This is a genomic window from Pseudomonas sp. 22082 (assembly GCF_052046055.1).
GTDB lineage: Bacteria > Pseudomonadota > Gammaproteobacteria > Pseudomonadales > Pseudomonadaceae > Aquipseudomonas > Aquipseudomonas pharyngis.
In genome coordinates, this window is sequence record NZ_JBQEQB010000014.1 from 110236 (window position 1) to 129466 (window position 19231).

Here is a 19231-nt window from a genome sequence, read left to right on the forward strand (position 1 = left end):
CTTACGTGCTGAATTTCCCTAGAACTGAAGAATTCGTTGACAACGATGATAACCATCATATAACTATATTACAGCCATCATACAAGTCATGCCCATTATGCAGTCGGAAACCAAAAGAGAGAGAAGAACGATGACAAGCCCCACCATACTCGTTACCGGCGCCGGCGGTTTTACCGGTCGGAGAACCGTTGAAATATTGCGCGAGAAAAAACACGCGGTACGTGCGCTGGTCCGCACGAACGATGATCGAGCGGCCAGACTGCGCCAATTGGGCGCCGAAGTTGTGGTCGGGGACCTGCTGGACTTGAACACAGTTCGAGCAGCGCTTGAAGGCATCAAGCGAGCTTATTTCGTTTATCCAATCGCACCTGGCTTGATTGAAGCGACTGCCCACTTCGCTCTCGCTGCTAAAGAAGCCGGGGTAGAGTCAGTTGTAAACATGTCTCAAATTTCCGCACGTCGCGTGGCCAAGAGTCACGCGGCCCTTAATCACTACACTGCCGAGCGAGTGTTTGACTGGTCGGGCCTGGATATGACGCACTTGCGACCGACTTACTTTGCACAGTGGCTGATCTACCCGCACTGGCGCAAACATATTGTTGAACACGGCGAGATTCGCCTGCCGTTTGGTTCAGGTCGTCACGCCCCGATCGCAGCAGAGGATCAGGCTCGACTGATCGCTGCCATCTTGGAAAACCCGCAATCCCACAAGGGCAGGACGTACCCGCTGTACGGTCCGGTTGAACTGAACCAGCAGGGCGTAGCTGACGAAGTCGGCAGAGTATTGGGTCGTGAGATCAAGTACGTGGCGATAACACTGGATCAGTACCGCCAGGAGTTGCAGAGCGACGGCCTACAGCCTTTCCTCATTCAGCATCTGCTGGAAGTTGCCAAGGACTACCAGCACGGCGTGTTCGAGGGTGAGGATTCCATTATTGGCAAAGTTACGGGACAGCCACCGATGACTGTTCAAGCGTTCGTGACCTTGCACAAGGAACTATTCAGCAGATAAAGCCCTTGTCGAGTTGCGATAAGCGTTGCTATAGCCAGACACCCGTAAGCCAACCTGCCTCCGGGTGTCACACGTTGCAGGGCTGTATCCCTTGTTATGGAATCTGGTAGCACAATGTCGAGCCTACTTCATGGTGTCAGGTAAACCGGTCGAAATAGAGAGCCTAAGATCAACAAAAGTTGAGTCATGACCGCTATATTGGATCAATTTCTGCCTGTCGCCCCCGGCAGCTTTACTCAGTTCACCGCTCAACTCGGATACGAAGCACGCTAGACAAAGCGGATGTGAACAGTTGTCAGCCGAATACAAGCGCGCGGCCAAGTGGCGTGCAATTTCGCAAGGTATTCCAGTTGGTATTCCAACTAAAAATCAAAACGAATCTTAATCATAAAAATCAATATGATAAAAGCCAGATTCAGATTACCCCGGCCCACCAACTCTCAACGACAAGGCCCGGCCAGTGCGGGCCTTGTCGCATCTGGAGATTCATCCCGGGAGACCTCATGCGCCAGGCACTGCTGATCATCGACGTCCAACCCTGCTTCTCCCCGCCGCAATGGCTGATCGACGGCATTCAATCGCTGATCGGCAAGCTTCCCAGCGTCGCCACGGTCGAGCGCCATGATGAAACTCGCACACCGTTCCAGCGCTAGCTCGGCTGGCATCCGGCGGCGGACGATGACAGCCTGATCGCCGCAGACCGTATCTTCATCAAATACGGCTACGCGCCCTCCCTGGACACAATCGAATACCTGAAAAGCCTGAATCTGGGTCGCGTGCTGGTCTGCGATCTGCAAACCGAAACCTGCTGCCTGACTGCCGGGTTTGCGCTGTTCGATGCCGGTTTGCAGCCGACGTTGCACACGGACCTGACGGTGGGTTCGTCGCTGGATCGCTCGGGCGTGCTGGGTGTGCGGTTGTGGGAACATCACTTCAAGCAAACGCTGACATCGGACGAACTTCACTCCAGCCTGCACGCGTCCTAGGAAATTTCCCGCAACCCGCGTCGACTTTCATGAACTGGTTCAAGATGCTTCCAAACGCTAGTCTTCGCGCTCCGCTGCAACCCGGCAGATGGTTTACCAAAGGGATTCGCCGGGAGCCTGAAACCATGGAGCCTCGTCATGAAAAAAGACACCCGAAGCCTGCCTGATCAAACACCGCCTCACGAGACCGAATCGAAAGAACCCGCTGTGCTTGCCCAGCCTCAGGAGTACGTGAGAAAGCCGCGTCGCACCCTGCCTTTCAACGAGATTTTCTCCGTGCGCACCGACGTGGACACGGCCACTCTGCTGACCCATGCCTGTGAAACGCTGGCGGCGCTCAACATGATGACGGCGAACATCGCCGATGATTTCACGGGCTCTCAGCGCAGCCGGTTGCTGGCGATCCGGCAGCTGTCGATCATGACCGAAATGCTGGTCAATCGTGCCGTGGAGAACCTTGACCCGGTGAATCTGGTGCCCCGTACGACGGCGCCTGTCGTGCACTGACAATGACCGCTCGTCGATGACGCAAGTCGTTCATCGACATGAACTTTTCTTCACCCCGGCGGCGGTGATGGCCGTGTACATTGGCCTCGCTCATTCAAGAAACTACGGTTCGCCCGCACTCCTGCGGGCTTTTTTTTGTCCGGGATATGGCGGCGATTTGTGTTTTCCTGCCTGCCGGGCAATTCTGGTGATCAATCCCGAGACCCGGAGCACCCGATGCCGCTGCTGACCCTGCCCTGTCAACGCCTCACGCTCGCGGTACTCGACCCGGATCAGGCGCCGCTGGAAAGCGCGTTCTACCAGCGCAATCAACGTCACCTCGCGCCGTGGTCGCCGATTCGTACCACCGATTACTTTTCCACCGAGCAGATCCGCCGGCGCCTTGAGATACAGGCCAGCGCCTTCGAAGCCGGACTCGCGGTGCATATGGCGTTGCTGACCCCGGACGGCGCGCAGATGATCGGCGCCTGCAATTTCAGCGGGATCATTCGCGGTGCGTTTCAGGCGTGTTATCTGGGCTATCACATCGACGAGGCGCATCAGGGCAAGGGTTTGATGCAGGAAGCGCTGGAGGCGGCCATCGCCTATATGTTCGAGACCCAGAACCTGCACCGGATCATGGCCAACTACATTCCCGGCAATGAACGCAGCGCCCGGTTGCTGGAACGCCTCGGGTTCGAGCGTGAAGGCTATGCCAAGGCGTACCTGAACATTGCCGGGCGCTGGCAGGATCATGTGCTGACGGCGCGGGTCAATCCGCGTTTCGAAACGCCGGATCAGCGCTGCTCGCGACCGCTGTCGTGACGTTCACAAATTATTAAGGATTGGCCGCGTAAGCTCGGGTTTCCGCTCACTTCCGGTTGCCTGAACCCATGTCGCGTGCCGCCTCTTCTCTGCTTCTGCTTGCCGCCCTGCTGTTCTTTTTCGCCCTCGGCAACCATCAACTGCAAGGCTCCACCGAGGCCCGGGTTGCGGGCATTGCGATGGAGATGCACCTGGACAACGACTGGGTCACACCGCGCCTGTTCGGCGAGCCCTTTCTGGAAAAACCGCCCTTGAGCCTGTGGCTGGATGCGGGCGCCCTGCGGGTTTTCGGTGTCTCGCCCTGGGCGGTGCGACTGGCGTCGGCGGTGGCCGGGTTGCTCAGCGTGATGCTGCTGTACGCCATGTTGCGCCGCTTCGAACGCCCGAAGGCTATCGCCTGGACGGCGGGGATTCTGCTGGCGACCATGGCCAGTTACTGGAGCAACGTGCGCGGGGTCGGCGAGGATGCCTTGCTCGCACTCGGTGTGACCACGGCACTGTTGGCGTTTTTTCAGGCGCAGCGAGCATCGAACCCGGGCAATTCGTTGCTGTTTGTAGTTGGGATTGCGATTGCCACGCTGAGCAAAGGCGTGCTCGGGCTGGCGATGCCGGGCGTGGTGATTTTCGCTTTTCTGCTGGCCGACAACCTGATGGACAAGCGCTTCAAGCTGACGGACTGGCTGCGTCCGGGTTTGCTGACCCTTGTCGGCCTGATCCCGCTGATGATCTGGCTCGCCGTGCTCTATCAGCGCGGCGGCGTCCAGGCCGTCAGCGAAGTGTTGTTGACCAACAGCGTCGGACGTTTCAGCGGATCGTTCGTCGAAGCCGGCCACTACGAGCCGTTCTACTACTACCTCGCCAAGCTGCCGCAGGCGTTCCTGCCCTGGAACATTCTGGTGTACCTGGGCTTGTGGCATTTTCGCAAGGAGCTGAAGGCCAACCGCTACCTGCTGTTTTTCAGCCTGTGGATCATTGCGCAATTCATCCTGCTGACCCTGGCCTCAAGCAAACGCACCGTGTACCTGATGTCGATGACACCGGCCGCCGCCGTCATCGCGGCGGAATATGCGGGCGTGTTGTTCGACAGGTTGAAGGATCACAGGAATGGTTTTGTCGGACGCATCGCCCGGCATCGTCAGACAGTGGCGGCGGGCATATTGGCGGTGGTCATCGCCAGCTACCTTGGCGCCGCGCAATGGGCACTGCCCAACGCCGATAAACACCTGTCGTTCCTGCCGCTGACTGAACACATTCAGGCCCTGCAAGCGAGCGGCAATCAGGTCGCGTTGTTTCAAGCCAACGAGCGGGTCGGCGGCGCCAGCGTGTTCTATACCCGGAGCGTCCTCAAGGGCCTGGACACCGATGCGCAATTGAAGGACTTCCTCAGCGCCTCGCCATCGAATATCGCCGTGATATCGGGAGACAGCGAACCCGCCGCCCCGCTGAAAGTCCACAAGACCATGATGGTCGGGCGCCAGGCGTATTACTTCGTCGGCTATTGAAACCACAACAGCACAAACAAAAAACCCGCCGGTGATGGCGGGTTTTTCATTTCAGCGGCGAGACCTTAGAGAGAAACCTCAGGCTGTGCGCCGAACACCTTCCGCTCTCGCTTGCTCAACACCGGCAACTCCAGACGAGCCCGCCCGTAAAACGCCAGCGCCGTCAGCAAACACGCCAGCCACACGAAGATGCCGGCCCAGAACGTGTGGGACATGTAGTGCCAGCCCTGTAGGACTCGCGTAGTGCCGTAGACAAAACCGAGCAGCAGCGAGCCCCACAACAACGCGCTGGAGAAGCGCCACTGGTAACGACGTGCCACGAAATACAGCGCCAGCATGGTGAAACCACCGGAAGCATGACCGCCCGGCCAGCAACGCCCTTCGCCCGCTTCGTGGAACAGCTGAAAATTGTTGTACCACTCGATGTGCGGCATCTTTCCGCCGTACAGCGTGGTCTCGATCGGGCAGTAGACGCTGGTGTGTGCCTTGAGGAAATGGATCACCCCGGTGCAGACCGCGAAAGCCACCACCACAAACAGAAAATCCCTACGGTGCTCGGCGGCAAAGCGCAGCACCGGGGCGACTTTACTGCGCTCGAGAAACCCGCCCAGACGCGGATGCTTTTGCGGTTTCACCAGTGGCCAGACAAACGACAGCGTGGCGCCGATCAAGGCGATTTCCGCCGTCCAGTTCGGAATGATCCGCGCCCACTTGTGGGTCAGCTTTTCGAAGAAGTGGATCTTGTCGAGCGGGAACGTGTGGGTCAGCGGATCGAACAGCAGATTGCTGAAGGCGATGTCGATATTGGTCATGTCGAACATCAGAAAAACCACGGCTGCGCAGAGCAGCGGGATACCGAAGTTGTAAGCATAAAAGCGGGATTTCATCGGGTGGTCACCGTGCGCCAGTCGGAGGCTTCAATGAAGCCGAGCATCTGTGGGGCCGCCGGGCTGGCGGCGGAAACGAACAGCGATGCGCCGTACCCGAGGGTCGAGGCCGGCACCTTGAGGTCTTTTTCCAGCTGCGCCATGCATTCGCTGTGGGTCACCAGAATCAGGTTGCGTCCCGGGACCTTGTGCGCGAGCGCATCCTGCAACATCCGGCCCTTGCAACTGATCAGCCAGTCTTCGCCGGTCGCCGCCTTGTTGAACATGTAGCCGGCGGTCTGCACGGTGCGCATCATCGGGCTGTTGTAGACGTCGGCCTTGTCCAGGCCCAACTGCTCGAACTGCGCGCCGACGCTCACCGCGACACTGCGCGAGCGATCGGTGATGCCATCGTGGCCGCTCAGGCAAGCGGCTTTCGAGTGGTCGCAGCGCTCGACGTGGCGCACCAGCACGATGATTTCGCCTTTGTTCCAACCGTCCTTCAGCGCCTGCGCCCCGGCCACATTGCCGTGGGCAAGGTCAGGCACCGCCGCCGGGGCCAGCAGCCAAAGGGTCAAAGGGATCACAAGCACCGAGGCCGCCAAGACCACCCAGGTGTTTCGAAAACGGGCCAGACCGCTCAGATCAATCGAGCGTTTGACGCCGAACAGACTCAGTCGCAATTCCACAAAAAGCCGCCATCACTTGTCATTCGATGCGGCGAGGTTAGAGAGCACGGCGTGGGCAGCCAGTGAAACCCATGTGAAAAAAGTCTTGTGAGTGCCTGTTACAAATTCCGTAGGACAAAATCCTTTCAGCTCTCGGATTTGCGGCCGATACAGTCCTGCTTACACCCTTGCTGGCGCAAAAAAACAACAATCTTCCAGCCTGACCGACGATCAAGACGCACAACGTTTTTCTGGAGGATTTTTGATGAATAGCTGGTTCGGCAACATCAGCGTGAACCTGAAACTCGGGCTCGGATTCGGCCTCGTCCTGGCCCTGACCTGCATCCTGGCACTCACTGGCTGGACCAGCCTGGGCGGCCTGATTGACCGCAGCAACTGGATGAGCGACATCACCCAGCTCAACGCTGGCCTGACCAAACTGCGCGTGGTGCGCCTGCAATACATGCTGACCAACGGCGACGAAACCGCCGCGCAGAACGTGCAGACCACCCTCGACGGGTTCGCCGCCCAACAGCAGAAGCTGATCAGCAGCTTCAAGAGCCCGGAAAACGTCAAGCTGCTCAAGGAGCAGGCGGCGACCATCGCCGAGTACCAGACTTCGCTCAACAAGATGCGTAACGCCTACCGCACCGGCAACACGGCGCGCGACTCGATGGCCACCAGTGCCGCGACGGCCTACGGCCTGATCGAAGCGCTGAGCAACCGCGTCCAGCAAATGCCGTTGAGCGATGTGCGTTTCGAGCAGTTCCAGGCCGTCACCGCCGCCAAGGAAGCGTTCATCCTGGCGCGCTACGAAGTGCGCGGCTACACCGCCACCGCCAACGCCGAGACCGAGCAGAAAGCCGTCGGCCAACTGGACGTGGCCATCGCCAGCCTCAAGCCACTGAACATGCATTTCGCCAGCACCCAACAGGACGCCCTGCGTCAGCTGGAAACCGCACTGACCAACTACCGCAGCGCCTTGCAGGCCTTCAAGAACGCCAACACCGATGCGGTGCAGGCGCGCAAGGAAATGACCGATCAGGGCACGACCATCGTGAGCCTGAGCGAGCAGCTGTATCAGATCCAGCTCGATCGCCGTGATGCAGAAAGCGCCCAGGCCCGCACCCTGCAACTGATCAGCACCCTGCTGGCGTTGCTGGTGGGCATCATCGCTGCCTTCATCATCACCCGTCAGATCACCCGTCCGCTGCAGGAAACCATGGCCGTGGTCGACCGCATCGCCAGCGGCGACCTGAGCCAGAACGTGATCGTCACCCGCCGCGACGAACTCGGCGTGTTGCAACAAGGCATCGCGCGCATGGGCGTGACCCTGCGCGACCTGATCAGCGGCATCCGCGACGGCGTGACCCAGATCGCCAGCGCCGCCGAAGAACTGTCGGCCGTGACCGAACAGACCAGCGCCGGCGTGAACAGCCAGAAGGTCGAGACCGATCAGGTCGCCACCGCGATGCACGAGATGACTGCCACCGTGCAGGAAGTCGCGCGCAATGCCGAAGAAGCCTCGCAAGCCGCAGCCGCCGCTGACGGCGAAGCCCGTGAAGGCGACAAAGTGGTGAACGAAGCCATCGCCCAGATCGAGCGTCTGGCCAGCGAAGTGGTGCGTTCCACCGAAGCCATGAGCGTGCTGCAACAGGAAAGCGACAAGATCGGCAGCGTCATGGACGTGATCAAGGCTGTGGCCGAACAAACCAACCTGCTGGCCCTCAACGCTGCCATCGAAGCCGCCCGTGCCGGTGAAGCCGGTCGCGGGTTTGCCGTGGTCGCCGATGAAGTCCGTGGCCTGGCCCAGCGCACGCAGAAATCCACCGAGGAAATCGAAGGCCTGGTGGCCGGTCTGCAGAACGGCACGCAGCAAGTGGCCGCCGTGATGAACAACAGCCGCGCCCTGACCGACAGCAGCGTCGCCCTGACCCGCAAGGCTGGCGACTCGCTGGAAAACATCACCCGCACGGTGTCGAACATCCAGTCGATGAACCAGCAGATCGCCGCAGCCGCCGAACAGCAAAGCGCCGTGGCCGAAGAAATCAGCCGCAGCATCATCAACGTCCGTGACGTGTCGGAACAGACGGCGGCGGCGAGTGATGAGACCGCCAAGTCCAGCGTTGAACTGGCGCGGTTGGGTGGGCAGTTGCAGCAGATGGTGAGTCATTTCCGCGTGTAAACCCTGCACACGAAAGTCGATGTACAAAGAAGGGCAGCTGAAAAGCTGCCCTTCTTTTTTGCCCGGAAATTGCCAACTTCAGGAAGTGGATGACGCGTTCTGAAACGCAATTACACACGGTTGTGCCATGGGTGTTTAAGGACACGCCGTGATACGTCCCGAAGCCCACAAAACCTTGCGCCGTTGCCTACGGCTACGCCAGAATCCGCCGGCTTGTGCGCCTTGGGCTGGCTGCGTAATTTGATTGCGTCACTGATTTCCAGTGATCGAACTTAGCGGTTCGGCATGCGTTCACGGTTGTACACGTCCGATCCAGTCAGGCATTCGCCTGCACTTGATGGTGGCTGTGCGCATGGCATCTTCGGATGCGCCGGGTTGTGATGCTTACCGGGCCGCTAACTTGCGCACAGCTGCCTCCCTTTTGCTCAGCGGCGAAATGGGCGCAGCCTCATCAGAGGTAAGCATCTATGTTCAAGGTAACGCCAAACCCACCACTCACCGAACCCACAACCCTCCCGGATCCGGTATCCCCCTACGAATGCCCCGGTTCGAAACGCTTCAACGAAGCCGCCGAACGCGCCCTCGATTATCACCTGGGTCCACTCAGCGCCCACATCATGGCCGCGCCCTACAAACCCAACACCCTCTATCAGGCTCACCCCGAAGCCGACACCGAATCCCTGCTGGTGGACGCCAGCGAATCCCTCGGCTCCGCCACCGTCATGCTCAACAATCATGTGGCGCTGGTCGAGGGCAGCCACCGCAAGACCCTGCAAGGCATCGCCCAGATCGTGATGATCGCCGAACTGGCCGTTAACCGGGCACTGGACAAGGTTGTGCCGACGGATTGATGCGGGAGGTGGCGAGTGCGGTGCACTCGCCGCTTCTTCTTGATCGTTCAATGACAAAGCCCGCAGGACGCGGGCTTTGTCACAAAGACTTAAGGCTTGTCTCGCTCAAATTCTCCAAGGGTTGATCACCTCAACCCCCAACGTCGCGCAAGCGTCAGCCATTTACTTTATTCGCGGATTCAAATTACCTTTCAGGGCGCTCATCCGCCCCCGGCGGCCTCGTTCAAGAGGATTCGGTCATGCAATCGCTCGGCTTCACCTCCGTCCCTCCGCTGCTCAAGTACCTGCGCCATGCCGAACATCTGGGCCTGGCCATCGAGCCTGCGTTGGCGGCGGCCGGGTTGCAGGCGCAGCAGTTGAGCGACAACAGCCTGCGCTTGCCGGGGGAAACCCATGAGCGGTTGCTCGATTACTTTTGCGAACACTCGGGCGATCCGCTGTTCGGCCTCAACGCGGCGAATTTCGTCCTGCCCAACTCGTGGAGTGTGCTGGGTTACATCACCATGAACTGCGCGACATTGGGCGATGCCATGAGCCGCATCATGCCGTTCGAAAAACTGGTGGGCGACATGGGCGTCAGCCGCGCCGAGGTACACGACAGCCACGTACACCTGATCTGGAGCTGTCGCTTTGAGCGCCCGCGGATTCGCCGGCATCTGGTGGAAAACGTGCTTGGCTCCTGGCTGCAATACGCGCGCTGGATCGCCGATACCCGACTGTCGCCGGCCGCGGTGTGGCTGGAACACTCACTCCCGGCGGGCACGACGCTGACGCAGTACGAACAGTTTTTTGAATGCCCGGTGCTGTTCGATCAGGCGTATTCCGCACTGATCGTGCCGTTGCCGTATTTGCAGTTGCCGTTGCGCCAGGCCGATGCACATTTGCTGCGCACCCTGGAGGAACACGCGCAGAGTTTGATGGCGACGCTGGAGGATGCGTCGCTGGAGCAGCGGGTCAAAAGCATCCTGCGCCAGTTGCTCAAGGAAGGCCTGCCGCGCAAGGAACAGGTGGCCGAACATCTCGCCGTGTCGGTACGCACGCTGCAACGCCAGTTGCATCAGGCCGGCACGTCGTATCAGCAGATTCTCGATGAACTGCGCCAGGAACTGGCCGAGCATTACCTGCTCAACAGCACCCTGCCGATTCAGGACATCGCCCAGTATCTGGGCTTCAGCGAATCACGCTCCTTTCACCGCGCCTTCAAGAGCCGACGCGGCATGCCGCCCGGTGAGTTTCGGCAGGCTCACCGGGTCTCGAACGACGGCTAGAGGCTGATCGCGTTGGTGAACACCAGACGATTGCCGAACGGATCGGCGATGGTCATGTCCTGGCTGCCCCACGGCATGGCCTGAATCTGTGGATGCGAAAACTTGTATTCCTTGGCCAGCAACTGCTGCTGAAACGCCTCCAGCTCATCGGTCTCGATCCGCAGGGCCGAACCCGGTGTCGCATCGCCGTGGTGTTCGGACAGATGCAGCACACACTCGCCGCGCGAAACCTGCAGGTACAACGGGAAACCGGGTTCGAAACGATGCTGCCAGTCGATCTTGAAGCCGAGGAAGTCGACGTAGAACTCCACGGCTTTGGCTTCATCGAAAATCCGCAGGATCGGGGTGGTTTTGCCGAAGCTCATGGGTTGCTCCCTGACTGATTGGCCCCAGAGTGTAGCCGGGGTGGATGTCAGCAATTCGGCTTGGTGATGGCTTTCTTTAATTGCAATGTGCCATCACCGTGACGCAGTCAGCAAAATTCAACGAAAGCCGTCGCGCAGATCGCCCTGGCGCGCCAGGAACCGCCCTGCTGTTTGCCCGTTGGCCTGGCCGTCGCGATAACTCAACACACCATTGATCCACACCCCGTCGATGCCTTGCGCGGCACGCTGCGGGTCGTTGAAATCCGCCACGTCACGCACCGTCGCCGGATCGAACAACACCAGATCCGCCCAGTGCCCTTCACGAATCTCTCCCCTGTCTTTCAGGCCGAAACGCGCCGCCGACAGACCGGTCATCTTGTGCACCGCGGTGTGCAGCGGAAACAGCCCGACATCACGACTGAAATGTCCGAGCACCCGTGGGAAAGCTCCCCACAGGCGCGGATGGGGGAACGGGTCTTCCGGCAGGCCGTCGGAGCCGACCATCGACAGCGGATGAGCGAGGATCCGGCGCACGTCGTTCTCGTCCATCCCGTAATACACCGCGCCCGCCGGTTGCAGGCGTTTGGCGGCGTCGAACAATGACAGGTTCCATTCGGCGGCGATGTCTATCAGGTCACGACCGCCCATATCCGGATGCGGCGTCGACCAGGTGATGGTGATGCGGTGGGCGTCGGTGACCTGCTTCAGATCCAGCGTCGAAGAACTCGCCGCATACGGATAGCAATCGCAGCCGACCGGGTGATTTTTCGCCGCCTCTTCCAGCGAAGCGAGCAACTGCGGACTGCGCCCCCAGTTACCGGCGCCGGCACATTTGAGGTGGGAAATGATCACCGGTGACTGGGCGTGGCGGCCGATGCGGAAGGCCTCGTCCATTGCTTCCAGCACCGGTTCGAATTCACTGCGCAGGTGGGTCGTGTACACCGCGCCGAACGAATTCAATTCTTCGGTCAGTTGCATGACTTCGTCGGTGGATGCCGAGAACGCACTCGCATAGGCCAGACCTGTGGATAACCCAAGGGCGCCCGCCTCCAGGCTTTCACGCAACTGCTCGCGCATGGCGGTGATTTCAGCGTCAGTCGCGGTGCGAAACAGATCATCAAGATGATTGCTGCGCAGCGCCGTGTGGCCGACCAGTGCCGCTACGTTCAGCGTGGGATTGGCCGCCTCGACCGCCGCCCGATAATCGCTGAAGCGTGGATAAACGAACGCCGCCGCCGAGCCGAGCAGGTTCATCGGATCCGGCGGATCGCCGCGCAAACTGACCGGCGCCGCGCTGATCCCGCAGTTGCCGACAATCACCGTGGTCACGCCCTGGCTGAGCTTGGGCAGCATCTGCGGCTGGCGGATCACCACGGTGTCGTCGTGGGTGTGCACGTCGATGAAGCCCGGCGCCAGCACGCGGCCGGCGGCGTCGATTTCATCGGTGGCGCGGGCATCGCCCAAGTCGCCGATGCGCGCGATGCGGCCGTCGAGGATCGCCACGTCGGCGGCGTAACCGGGGTTGTTGCTGCCGTCGATGACCAGGGCGTTGCGAATCAGGGTGTCGTACAGCATGTCAGTCTCCCAGCGGCAGGTGATCGTCGCCGCCACGGTATTCGTCGAGGGCGAGTTTGATCCGCCGCAGACGTTCTTGATTGTCTTCAGGATTGGCCAGCGCAAGCTCAGTGGCCAGCACGTCGATGGCGAGCAGCATGCCGTAGCGCGCCGCCGTCGGTTTGTAGATGAACGAGGTCTCGGCGCCTTGCAGCGGCAGGACGATGTCGGCCAGTTCCGCCAGCGGCGAGTCGGCGCGGGTGATGGCGAGAATCCGTGCGCCGTAGTTGCGCGCCAGCGCTACGGTCTCCAGCAACTCCGGGGTGATGCCGGTCAGCGAACAGACGATCACCACCTGCTCGGCGCTGAGGCTGGCGGCGGTGACACGCATCATCACCGCGTCGTGGCACACCGCAATCGGGTAGCCGAGACGCACCAGTCGCACCTGCAACTCATCGCTGCACAGGGTCGAGCAACCGCCGATGCCGAAGGCGTGGATCATCCGCGCCTGGCCCAGCAGTTTCACCGCATCGGCGAAGCGCGATTCATCGAACGCCGCCAGATGCTGACGCAGGGTGGTTTCGATATCGCCGACGATCTGCCCGTAAAACGCCGACTGCTCGGGCGTGCCCGCCGGGTCGAGGAAACGGCTGCCGACGCCGCTGGCCTGGGCCAGTTGCAGACGCAGGTCGCGCAGGTCGCGACAGCCGACGGTGCGGGCGAAGCGCGACAGCGTGGCGGTGCTGACTTCGGCCCGCTGCGCCAGGTCTTCGAGGCTGGCGGAGGCGGCAAATCCTACGTCGTCGAGCATCAGACGGGCGATGCGTCCTTCACCGGCGCTGAAGGAATCCTGACGGGCGCGGATCTGATAAAGGATGTCCATGGCGGATAACTCCGACTACAGCAGGTAAGAAAGACCGACGGTCAGGGCGAAAGCGACAATCGAGATCAGGGTTTCCAGCACCGTCCAGGTCTTGAACGTCTGGGCCACGGTCATGTTGAAGTATTCCTTGATCAACCAGAAGCCGCCGTCGTTGACGTGGGAAAAGATAACCGAGCCCGCGCCGGTCGCCAGCACCAGCAGTTCCGGGTGGGGATAACCCAGACCGATGGCCACGGGCGCGACCACGCCAGAAGCCGTGGTCATCGCGACCGTGGCCGAACCGGTGGCGATGCGCATCAACGCGGCGAATAGCCAGCCCATGATCAGCGGCGACAGGTGAAATTCGTGGGCCAGGCCGACGATCTGATCGGTGACGCCGGCCTCCACCAGAATCCGGTTCAGCCCGCCACCGGCGCCCACCAGCAAGGTGATGCTGGCGGTCGGTGCCAGGCATTCGTTGGTGAATTTGAGGATCGATTCGCGGTTGAAACCCTGGGCAATGCCGAGCGTCCAGAAGCTCAACAGCGTCGCCAGCAACAGCGCGATCACCGAGTTGCCGATGAACAACAGGAATTGATTGAAAGCGCTGCCCGGCGTGGCAATCAGGTTGGCCCAGCCGCCGATCAGCATCAGCACCACCGGCAACAGAATGGTCGCCATGGTGATGCCGAAACCCGGCAGGCTGTCGCGGGGTTCGCGTTCGAGAAATTGTTTTTCCAGCGGGTTATCCGCCGGCAACTGAATGCGCGGCACAATGAACTTGGCGTACAGGGGGCCGGCAATGATCGCCGTCGGAATGCCGATGGCAATTGCGTACAGCAAGGTCTGCCCGACCGACGCCTGATAGGCCTGCACCGCCAGCATCGCCGCCGGGTGCGGCGGCACCAGCGCATGCACCACCGACAGCCCGGCGACCATCGGCAGACCGACCATCAGAATCGACACGCCGACCCGCCGCGCCACGGTAAAGGCAATCGGCACCAGCAACACGAAACCGACTTCGAAAAACAGCGGCAGCCCCACCAGAAACGCAATGCACACCATCGCCCAGTGCGCGTTCTTCTCGCCGAAGCGCTCGATCAGCGTCCGCGCCATCTGCTCGGCCCCGCCGGACTCGGCCATCATCTTGCCGAGCATCGTCCCCAGCGCCACCACCAGCGCAATGTGCCCCAGCGTCTTGCCCACCCCGGCCTCGTACGCCCCCACCACCCCGGACGGCGGCATCCCCGCCACCAGCGCCAGGCCGATGGAAATCAGGGTGATTACAATGAACGGATTGAGCCGGTAACGGGCGATCAGAACGATCAGGGCGATGATGGCAACGGCGGCGTACACCAGCAGCCAATAGCCGAAGGACGGTGTCATGCGGTACTCCTCGAAAGGGTCACGTTCGAATGGGTTGTGAAACTCATAAATCATTTCGAGATCGAGTTTTCAAACCAAGTGAAAGTAATTTTCGTGGAGGGATAAGGGTTGTCGTTTTTGGATATGCCTTGTCGCGAATAATGAAAATCGCGGGGTGGGATTTTCATGACCCGGCTGAAGGTTTCGCCCAGACCACAAGGTTTTCAACATCAGTCCAAACGCTATACTCGGCAGACGCTTTCTATCGAGTTCCTGCCATGACTGCTCCGCGCCGCCGCCCCAAAAAGCTCACTGCCGAAGCGTTGATACGCGCGATTGCCAGTTCGACAGCCATCGAAACGGGTCAGAGCGTTGAATCGATTGAACGCAAGCTGAAGCTCAAGGACAGCAAGTTTCTGCATCTTTCTCTGGCCGAATAGAGTCGTCATTCAGTTTCTGAAAAAGTGGCGAATTCACTCAATCTCAGCGCCAAGACAAATCCAAAAACACAAACGGCTGCCCAAAGGCAGCCGTTCACAGGTTAGTCGCAAAGCCCTCTCGGGTTTAATCAACCCTCACACCATTTCGTTACGAATCCATTCAACCACCGACGTGCGCTTCGGCGCCCAGCCGAGCAGTTCGCGGGCGTGTTTGCCGCGTACGCGGCTGTTGGAGCCGAGGCCGTAGTTGGCCATTTCGTAGCCCCACTCGGCTTCGGCATCTTTCAGTGGCCAGTCTTGTGGCTGGCCCAGATTCAGGGCTTCGGCCATGGCGGTGGTCATGTCGATGAACGACGCTTCGCCGCTTTCGACGAAGTAGAAGGTGCCCGGTACGTTTTTGGTCAGGGCCAGCAGGTACAGCGCCACGACATCTTCGATGTGCACGTTGGACCAGATGTTCTGACCGGTGCCGACGTGACGAACCACGCCGCTTTTACGTGCCTGCTTCAGCAGACGCGGCAGCTGCACGCTGTCGCGATTGACGCCCAGGCTGTGGCCGTAAATCAGGGTGTTGCAGATGACGGCCGAGTTCACGCCGTCCTGCGCGGCGGCGAGGATCAGGTTGTCGATGGCCACCCGTGCGGCCTTGTCGACGGTCGGCTCCGGCAGGTTGTCTTCGAAGTAGATGACGTCGCTGGATTTGCCGCCGGACGCATCGCCGACGATGCTCGAACCGCTGGTGTGCAGGAACACTTTGTTCGAGCCGCGCAGGGCATCGAGCAGGGCTTCGACCGCACCGCGATGGTCGCTGCTGGCGGCGTTGATCACGGCGTCGGCGGCGCGGGCCTGTTCGGCCAGCAGTGTCTTGTCGTCGAGGGTGCCGAATACCGGGGTGATGCCCAGCGCTTTCAGCTCATTGGCCTGTTCGGCGCTGCGCACCAGACCGGTGACGGTGTGGCCGGCCTGGACCAGAGCGGTGGCGATGGAGCCGCCGATAAAACCGGCAGCGCCGGTGACGAATACGTTCATGGAGAAACTCCCTGCGTGAGTAAGTGATGGAGCGAGTATCGACCGGCGAGTCCTGTGGAAAAACCCGCCCAAAACCAAATCACTGTTGCGCAGGGATCACGAATCAGCCCTTGAAATCAGCGCTGGCGTAAGCCGCCAGTTTGCTCTGGATGAAGTCCAGGAAGCACTGGATGCGCAGCGCCAGCTGCGAGTTGCGGTAGTACACCGCGTTGATCGGCTGGCGATAACCGCTGTTGAATTCCGCCAGCAACACCTTGAGGCGCCCGGCGCGAATGTCGTCGATGGTCATGAAGTGCGAGAGGCAGGCGATGCCCTGGCCTTCCAGTGCGAGATGACGAACCGTCTCGCCGCTGGAGGCGCTGATTGCCGGGGTGATCGGCCAACGGTCACCGTGAACGTAACGCAGCGGCCACTGGTTGAGGCCTTCGTTCTGGGTGAAGCCAAGCAAGGTGTGCTCGCTCAGATCGGCCACTTCGCGCGGCGCACCGTGTTTTTCCACATACGCTGGACTGGCGACGATCAGCAGCGGACTGCAACCCAGCGAGCGGGCATGCAACGTCGAATCGGCGAGGGTGCCGATGCGGATAGCAACGTCGGTGCTTTGTTCCAGCAGGTCAATGATCAGGTCATTGCTGTTGAGTTCGAGCTGGATGTCCGGGTACAGCCGGCGGAATTCGTCGATGTACGGCACGACGGCGTGGAGCATGAACGGCGACGCGGCGTTGATCCGCAGCCGTCCTGATGGCGTCTGCTGGCGCGAAGACAGGCGCTCTTCGAGCTGGTCCATCTGGTCGAGGATCAGCTTGGCCTGTTCGAAGAAGTACTTGCCCTCCTCGGTCAGGTCCATGCGCCGAGTGGTGCGGTTGATCAGCGTGGTGTCGAGCTTGGCTTCCAGTCGCGACAGCGTGCGGCTGACCGCCGACGGCGTCTGTCCGACCTGCTCGGCGGCGGCGGAAATCGAACCGCATTCGATCACGCAGACGAAAATCTGCAACTCATCGGATCTGGCTTTCACGGGTGTCCTCGAATCGAAAGGCCTGCTGCGCAAGCTCAGGCCTTCGATAGTAGCCGAGCGTCAGGCCTTGAGGCCAAACACCTCGGTCAGATGCTGCTCGTAACGCGCCACGTCGGCCTCGATGTTAGGGCGCTTCATCACGTCCACACAGAGGAACGTCGGCAGGCCGGTCATGCCGAGAAACTCGTTGGCCTTGTGGAACGGGAAGTACACGGCGTCCACGCCTTTGGCTTCGAAGAAATCGGTCGGGTCATCGAACGCCTGCTGCGGTGCGTTCCAGGTCAGCGACAGCATGTACTGCTTGCCGTGGATCAGACCGCCGCTGCCGTACTTCTGCGACGCGTCGGAACGGGTGCGGCCATCGCTGGCGTAGAGGCTGCCGTGGCCTTCGGTGAAGACTTCGTCGATGTACTTTTTCACGGTCCACGGTGCGCCCATCCACCAGCCCGGCATCTGATAAATGATCACGTCGGCCCAGAGGAATTTGGCCACTTCTTCGGCGACGTCGTAACCCTCGTCGATGAAGGTGGTCTTGACGTCGAGACCGCCACGATCCAGCACGCTCAACGCCGCTTCGTGCAGGGTGGTGTTGTAGCGACCGTCGGAGTGGGCGAATTTTTTACCGCCATTGAGCAACAGCACTTTTTTCATGGGAGAGCCTCGATCGGATTCCGATGCGCAGCGCAGAGCGCTGGATGGAGAAGGGGAAAAATGCAATGGCGGCAGATTAGCGATCCGCCTCGCGCGGAATAAGCACCGACGGCGCAAAAATCATTTGAGTAAAACGCACGAATCGATTGCCGATTGTTGCCGTAGGATTGGCCGCCATCTGAATCTGAGGAGTTTTTTGCGATGAGCGAACGCCAGGGTTTCATCCTGCACGCCAAGACCCGCCCGGAAAAAGCCGAGGCTTTCGAAGCGTTTTTCCGCGCCTACGTCGAGCCGAGCCGCGCCGAACCCGGCTGCATCGAGTACCACATGCTGCGCGACAAGGAAGACCCGACCCTGTTCATCTTCTACGAGATCTGGGAAAGCCAGGCGCATCTGGACGTGCACTCGAACCTGCCGCACATGCAGCAGTTCCTGGCCCAGCGCATGGAATACCTGGAGCGGGATTTTGATATCCGCCCGATTGAAATGCTCAGCCCGTCGTCCGCTAACCGCTGATCAGCAGATGGGCGCCGAGCGCGCCCAGACCGATGAAAAACACTCGCTTGAACAGCGCGGCGCTGATGCGCTGGCGCAGCCATTGGCCGAGCCACATGCCGAGGACAGCGGGGATCAGCGCCAGCAGCGAAGCACTCAGTTCCGTGCCGCCGAGCGACCCGCGCCAGAGCAATCCGCCGGCCAGCGCCAGGGTCGATACGGTGAAGGACAGCCCCAGCGCCTGCACCAGTTCATCACGGCTCAAGCCCAGGGCCTGCATGTACGGGACGACGGGAATCACGAACACCCCCGTCGCCGAAGTGATGACGCCGGTGATCACGCCACACAGCGGCCCCAGCCATGGTTCATGGCGGCGACTGACACTCAGCGTCGGCAGGAACAATCCGCTCAACGCATAGAGCAATAGCGCCGCGCCAAGTCCGCGCACCACCCAATGCCCGCCTGCCATGCCGATCCACAAGGTGCCGATGGCCGTGCCGAGGAAGATCGCCAGCAGCATCGGCCACAGCCGTTTCACCAGCCCCTGCAAATGTCCGCCGAACGCCAGTTGCCAGACGTTGGTGAGGGTTGCCGGAATGATCAGCAACGCCGCAGCCTGCGACGGTGCCATAGCCAGACCGAGCAGCCCCATGGCGACGGTGGGCAGGCCGAGGCCGATCACGCCCTTGATCATGCCGGCGACGACGAAGGTCGTGATCACCAGCAATGACAGGGTCAGACCGAGGTTTTGATAGAAATCGGCGAGTGCGTTCATGGCCATACTATGCGCCTGCGCGGATGAACTG

The 19231-nt window shown here is 60.6% G+C and carries 18 protein-coding genes and 3 pseudogenes; 11 read left to right on the forward strand and 10 right to left on the reverse strand.

Features of this window, described 5'->3' with window-relative positions:
• The first annotated feature begins 130 nt into the window (after positions 1-130).
• The 5 genes and pseudogenes from ACTJK9_RS17610 to ACTJK9_RS17630 all read left to right on the forward strand — a co-directional run bounded on the left by ACTJK9_RS17610 (position 131) and on the right by ACTJK9_RS17630 (position 4811).
• Positions 131-1012, forward strand: a complete 882-nt coding sequence (locus ACTJK9_RS17610; RefSeq protein WP_221398661.1) for an NmrA family NAD(P)-binding protein — start codon at positions 131-133, stop codon at positions 1010-1012.
• A 503-nt stretch (positions 1013-1515) separates the two neighbouring features.
• A pseudogene (locus ACTJK9_RS17615) lies at positions 1516-1998 on the forward strand (cysteine hydrolase family protein).
• Positions 1999-2136: 138 nt separating this feature from the next.
• Positions 2137-2505 (forward strand): DUF6124 family protein, encoded by a 369-nt coding sequence (locus ACTJK9_RS17620; protein ID WP_440815096.1) that lies wholly within the window; start codon positions 2137-2139, stop codon positions 2503-2505.
• Between the two features lie 216 nt (positions 2506-2721).
• On the forward strand, positions 2722-3309 hold the full coding sequence (rimJ, locus tag ACTJK9_RS17625) for a ribosomal protein S5-alanine N-acetyltransferase (RefSeq protein ID WP_440815098.1): 588 nt from the start codon (positions 2722-2724) through the stop codon (positions 3307-3309).
• A gap of 68 nt (positions 3310-3377) precedes the next feature.
• A complete protein-coding gene (locus ACTJK9_RS17630) occupies positions 3378-4811 on the forward strand; it encodes an ArnT family glycosyltransferase (protein WP_440815100.1) in 1434 nt (477 codons plus the stop codon).
• A gap of 65 nt (positions 4812-4876) precedes the next feature.
• On the opposite strand, the gene ACTJK9_RS17635 is transcribed toward ACTJK9_RS17630, so the two are convergent.
• Both ACTJK9_RS17635 and ACTJK9_RS17640 read right to left on the reverse strand, forming a co-directional pair.
• Positions 4877-5698, reverse strand: a complete 822-nt coding sequence (locus ACTJK9_RS17635) for a phosphatase PAP2 family protein (RefSeq protein ID WP_440815102.1) — start codon at positions 5696-5698, stop codon at positions 4877-4879.
• On the reverse strand, positions 5695-6366 hold the full coding sequence (locus tag ACTJK9_RS17640) for a histidine phosphatase family protein (RefSeq protein ID WP_440815104.1): 672 nt from the start codon (positions 6364-6366) through the stop codon (positions 5695-5697). The genes ACTJK9_RS17635 and ACTJK9_RS17640 overlap by 4 nt, the downstream gene beginning before the upstream one ends.
• 244 nt (positions 6367-6610) lie before the next feature.
• Here ACTJK9_RS17640 and ACTJK9_RS17645 point away from each other — a divergent pair.
• The 4 genes and pseudogenes from ACTJK9_RS17645 to gliR form a co-directional block, all read left to right on the forward strand.
• Positions 6611-7672 (forward strand): annotated as a pseudogene (locus ACTJK9_RS17645) (methyl-accepting chemotaxis protein); the annotation flags it as partial.
• 261 nt (positions 7673-7933) lie between these two features.
• Positions 7934-8530, forward strand: a pseudogene (locus tag ACTJK9_RS17650) (methyl-accepting chemotaxis protein); the annotation flags it as partial.
• A gap of 467 nt (positions 8531-8997) precedes the next feature.
• Positions 8998-9381 carry a DUF6124 family protein gene (locus ACTJK9_RS17655; RefSeq protein WP_440815107.1) on the forward strand — a complete coding sequence of 128 codons (384 nt, stop codon included), beginning with the start codon at positions 8998-9000 and terminating at the stop codon, positions 9379-9381.
• A gap of 239 nt (positions 9382-9620) precedes the next feature.
• Positions 9621-10649: an AraC family transcriptional regulator GliR gene (gene gliR, locus ACTJK9_RS17660; protein ID WP_440815109.1), complete on the forward strand. Its 1029-nt coding sequence runs from the start codon at positions 9621-9623 to the stop codon at positions 10647-10649.
• Here the strand turns inward: gliR and ACTJK9_RS17665 are convergent.
• The 4 genes from ACTJK9_RS17665 to ACTJK9_RS17680 all read right to left on the reverse strand — a co-directional run bounded on the left by ACTJK9_RS17665 (position 10646) and on the right by ACTJK9_RS17680 (position 14816).
• Entirely contained in the window at positions 10646-11014 is a 369-nt protein-coding gene (locus ACTJK9_RS17665; RefSeq protein ID WP_011332360.1) for a glyoxalase superfamily protein, read from the reverse strand. The two genes, gliR and ACTJK9_RS17665, sit on opposite strands and share 4 nt — an antisense overlap.
• Positions 11015-11131: 117 nt before the next feature.
• Entirely contained in the window at positions 11132-12589 is a 1458-nt protein-coding gene (locus tag ACTJK9_RS17670; protein ID WP_440815112.1) for an N-acyl-D-amino-acid deacylase family protein, read from the reverse strand.
• Position 12590: 1 nt separating this feature from the next.
• Entirely contained in the window at positions 12591-13451 is an 861-nt protein-coding gene (locus tag ACTJK9_RS17675; protein WP_039769047.1) for a MurR/RpiR family transcriptional regulator, read from the reverse strand.
• Between the two features lie 15 nt (positions 13452-13466).
• Positions 13467-14816, reverse strand: a complete 1350-nt coding sequence (locus tag ACTJK9_RS17680; protein WP_440815115.1) for a GntP family permease — start codon at positions 14814-14816, stop codon at positions 13467-13469.
• 257 nt (positions 14817-15073) lie between these two features.
• On the opposite strand from ACTJK9_RS17680, the gene ACTJK9_RS17685 reads away from it, so the two are divergent.
• A complete protein-coding gene (locus tag ACTJK9_RS17685) occupies positions 15074-15235 on the forward strand; it encodes a hypothetical protein (RefSeq protein WP_178076178.1) in 162 nt (53 codons plus the stop codon).
• 135 nt (positions 15236-15370) lie between these two features.
• Here the strand turns inward: ACTJK9_RS17685 and ACTJK9_RS17690 are convergent, their stop codons facing one another.
• From ACTJK9_RS17690 to ACTJK9_RS17700, 3 genes are all read right to left on the reverse strand, one after another.
• Complete coding sequence (locus ACTJK9_RS17690; RefSeq protein ID WP_440815119.1) at positions 15371-16264, reverse strand: NAD-dependent epimerase/dehydratase family protein; 894 nt, start codon at positions 16262-16264, stop codon at positions 15371-15373.
• Positions 16265-16367: 103 nt separating this feature from the next.
• Complete coding sequence (locus ACTJK9_RS17695) at positions 16368-17279, reverse strand: LysR family transcriptional regulator (RefSeq protein WP_064593308.1); 912 nt, start codon at positions 17277-17279, stop codon at positions 16368-16370.
• Between the two features lie 60 nt (positions 17280-17339).
• Entirely contained in the window at positions 17340-17930 is a 591-nt protein-coding gene (locus tag ACTJK9_RS17700; protein WP_440815123.1) for an NAD(P)H-dependent oxidoreductase, read from the reverse strand.
• A 201-nt stretch (positions 17931-18131) separates the two neighbouring features.
• Between ACTJK9_RS17700 and ACTJK9_RS17705 the strand changes: the two genes are divergently transcribed.
• A complete protein-coding gene (locus tag ACTJK9_RS17705; protein ID WP_085611262.1) occupies positions 18132-18446 on the forward strand; it encodes a putative quinol monooxygenase in 315 nt (104 codons plus the stop codon).
• Here ACTJK9_RS17705 and ACTJK9_RS17710 read toward each other — a convergent pair.
• Positions 18436-19200 carry a sulfite exporter TauE/SafE family protein gene (locus tag ACTJK9_RS17710; protein ID WP_440815173.1) on the reverse strand — a complete coding sequence of 255 codons (765 nt, stop codon included), beginning with the start codon at positions 19198-19200 and terminating at the stop codon, positions 18436-18438. The genes ACTJK9_RS17705 and ACTJK9_RS17710 overlap by 11 nt on opposite strands.
• Positions 19201-19231 lie beyond the last annotated feature (31 nt).